The 3,224-nt window shown below is 61.9% G+C and carries 3 protein-coding genes; all 3 read right to left on the reverse strand.

The window, feature by feature from the left end; all coding sequences use genetic code 11:
* Nucleotides 1-1,006: tyrosine-type recombinase/integrase (locus NKJ55_RS35120; protein WP_023699563.1), on the reverse strand; the 1,006-nt coding region annotated here is incomplete at its 3' end.
* A complete protein-coding gene (locus NKJ55_RS35125; RefSeq protein ID WP_023699564.1) occupies nucleotides 1,003-1,935 on the reverse strand; it encodes a tyrosine-type recombinase/integrase in 933 nt (310 codons plus the stop codon). The genes NKJ55_RS35125 and NKJ55_RS35120, both read right to left, overlap by 4 nt.
* Nucleotides 1,932-3,170, reverse strand: a complete 1,239-nt coding sequence (locus NKJ55_RS35130; protein ID WP_023699565.1) for a site-specific integrase — start codon at nucleotides 3,168-3,170, stop codon at nucleotides 1,932-1,934. The genes NKJ55_RS35125 and NKJ55_RS35130 overlap by 4 nt, the downstream gene beginning before the upstream one ends.
* Nucleotides 3,171-3,224 lie beyond the last annotated feature (54 nt).

Raw genomic sequence — 3,224 nt, forward strand, 5'->3', positions numbered from 1 at the left:
AGATGCTGTTCAGCAGTTGCAGAACGGAGTCATTTGGTCGGAAACGCACGCCGTGAGCGCCGGTGACGCCCGCCTTCTCGAGTCCATTGCGCATCATCTCGACATCCGCTGCGGCATAGCGGTGGGTCGTGGCGACCTGTGCGTGCCCGAGCCAGGCTTGGATCGTCAAAAGGTCCACGCCGGACTGGAGAAGCTTCATGGCGAGGGAGTGCCGGAAGATGTGCGGCGATATGGGCTTGTCGGCCAAGGCCGGCCTGGTAGGCACGGCCTCTGTGGCCGCACGCCGCACGATATGGGTCGCTCCGAAACGAGTCAGGCGTTCGTTGCGGGCGCCGACGAATATCGCTCGCGGCTCGTGATGGGCGATCCCGCGCTCGCTCAACAAGGATGTCAGCGCCCGCGCCAGGTCCTTAGCAATGGGGACGACGCGGTCTCTGCGCCCTTTGCCGCGCAGCAGCACTTGTGGGTGCGGCCGTTCCAACTGAAGGTCGTTTGCGTTGACGCCGGTGGCTTCGGAGACCCGGGCGCCGGTCCGTGCCAGAAACAGTAGAAACGTTCGGTCGCGCCGCCCACGGGACGTCCTCTGATCGGGGGCCGCAATAAGGGCGTCCACTTCGGCCTTGGTGAGGTGGTGCGTCACCTCAATGTGAGCCCGTTTTATGGGAATCGTCAGCACGCGTTGGGCGACACCGAAGGACGCCGGGTCAGCGGCTGCTACGTGATGGAAGAAGGATCGGATGGCCGCTAGTCGGGCGTTGCGCGTGGCGATGACGTTCTTGCGCTTCTCCTCGAGCTCGTCGAGGAAGGCGAGAACGAGGTCTCGATCGAGGTCTTCGAGTGCCAATGCGGCCGGCTTCTTCGCCAATCGGGTGGCGGCAAAGATGATCAGCATGCGCAAGGCATCGCGATAGCTGGCCACGGTCGCGGGAGTCGCATTGCGTTGTTTGGTCAAGCGCCGGCGAAAGTAGGACTCCAGGAGCGGCGCCAGCAGCAGGTGTTCGCTCATGCTGCACCTCCGTCGAGGAAGGCGCGCTCCGCCGCAATGGCGAGAAGATCTGCCGAACCGGTGAGATAGTAGGCAGTGTCGCTGTAGCTGGCGTGACCGAGATATGTGGCGAGCAACGGGAGCAACGCCTGAACGTCTGCGCGCTGCTGATGCCAGAGGCCGAGACGGGTCACGGCGAACCGGTGCCTGAGATCGTGTGGCCTTAATGGCTTGCCGCCATCGAGACCAGCAAGCTTGCGGGCCTCGGCAAAGCCGTTTTGCAGGCCTGTCGCCGAGAGGCGATTGCCACGAGAGCTGAGGAAAAAGGCCTGGTCCTTGGGCATGGGAAAAGCGGCATCCCGTTCATGGACGTAGCTACGAAGGGCAGCCTGGGTCGTCGTGTGAACTGGAACGAGACGGTCCTTGCGGAACTTCGTCTTCCGAATGAGGAGAATCCCGTTGGCCAGATCAACGTCGGAACGATCAAGTCTGACCACTTCGCCTGATCGCAGCCCCGAGCTCGCCAATAATCCGATCAGCGTGGCCATTGTCCGCCCCTTGAGAAGGATTCCCGGCGAGATGCGGCGGCATGCGTCGATGAGTGATGCCAACTCGGCCTCGCTGAGGATTCGCGGAGGCGGAATCGCTCTGGATCTGGGGAAAGCTCTGCGCTCCAAGGCTTCGGTTCGCGCGTCATAGACGGCGAGATATTCGTAAAACCGGCGCAGCACGCCGTGACGACTGACACGGCTGTTGGCGGCGCCGCTGAACGAGAGGGCAAAATCCAGCGCCAAAGTTCGAGTGGCAGGCCCATCGAACTGAGCGCGCTCAATGTACCTCACGAAAGCCCGCAACGTGCCGGCTTGCTTGCTGAAGGCATAGCCGAGGGAGTGGCGTAGCTCGATGTAACACTCGGCCTTCTCGCCGAGGAATCGGGCAAAGGCGGTCATGCCACGCCTCCCGGAAAGGGAAGTGCGACCTCGGCAAGTTGCGACGTCGCGACCTTTACGTACAGCGCCGTTGTGTTGATGCTGCGGTGTCCCAGGAGATCGGCGACCTCGTTGATCGGCCTTCGCTGCTTGACGAGCTGGGTGGCAAGACTGTGGCGCAGGAGATGCGCACCTGCGACCTGCCCGAGTTCAACCCCGCCATGTCGCAACCGCTTCCGCACGATCCTCGAAACAGGCGACGCGCATTTGAATGGTGCCACGGGCGGCGTGAAGGACAGGAACAGATACGGACTATCCACCTTCGGTCGAGCGCGCAGGACATAGTCGGCGAGCGCGGCACCGGCTTCCTCGATGAGCGGGGCCACCCGATCACGCTTGCCCTTGGTGTGCCGGACAAAAACCTCGCCAGTTCGCCAGTGGATATCGTGCAGTTGAAGGGCGCGCAGCTCACCGTTGCGAATGCCCGTGGTGGCGAGCAGCAGCAGGACGGCTCGATCGCGGACGTCAACCGGTGCCGTTGCGCCGATCATATCAATTGCACGCCGAACGTCATCCCATGCAAGGCGCGGCGGCAGATGAGCCAAACGCCAGTGGGGCGTCCTGGGGACGACGCGCGCGAGATCCTGATCGTGATGGCCAGCCCAATACAAAAACCGAAGAAATGTCCGGATGTGAGAAGTTGCTGCGGTGCGGGTACCGGAGGTCGCCGATAGTGACAGCCGATGTTCGACAGCGGCAAGGACATGCTCAGCCGTCAATGCGTCGAGGTCTTGGCCGGAATGGTGGCGATGGAACCAATCCAGAAAGCGGCGGCTGCCCAGGAGAACGCCTTCGCGAGACTTTGACTCCAGTCCGCACACCCTGCTCAGATAGTCCGAAAAGGAGCTCAGAAGCGGAGCATTCGGATCATTATCTACACTGGGAACAGCAGCAAGGAAGCGTTCTGGAGCCACTCGCCGCGCGTGTCCCAGTGCCGACACTGCTCCAATGCGTGGAGTATCCGTAGTAAACGTGCACAAATAGCTGTCGACGACATCTTGAGAGATAGGCATCGGACCACAGCGCGTTGCGGCAAACTGGCTAAAGCGCGCAATCCGGCTCAGGTAAATCGTGGCAGACGCTCGCTTATAACCAAGGGTGAAAAAATGCTCCGCGAGGCGATCCATCTCGCCACCGAGTGCACCGCTACGCAGGCGCTTGAGCACCCCACAATAGGAAAAATAGAACTCGAGCATTCTGCCCCTCCGGCGTTGTGGCACAGGGGAATCCCGCGCCATGAGAGAGGCATG

Origin of the sequence: Mesorhizobium sp. M0106, assembly GCF_040322715.1 — a bacterium.
In the GTDB taxonomy this organism is placed as follows: Bacteria; Pseudomonadota; Alphaproteobacteria; order Rhizobiales; family Rhizobiaceae; genus Mesorhizobium.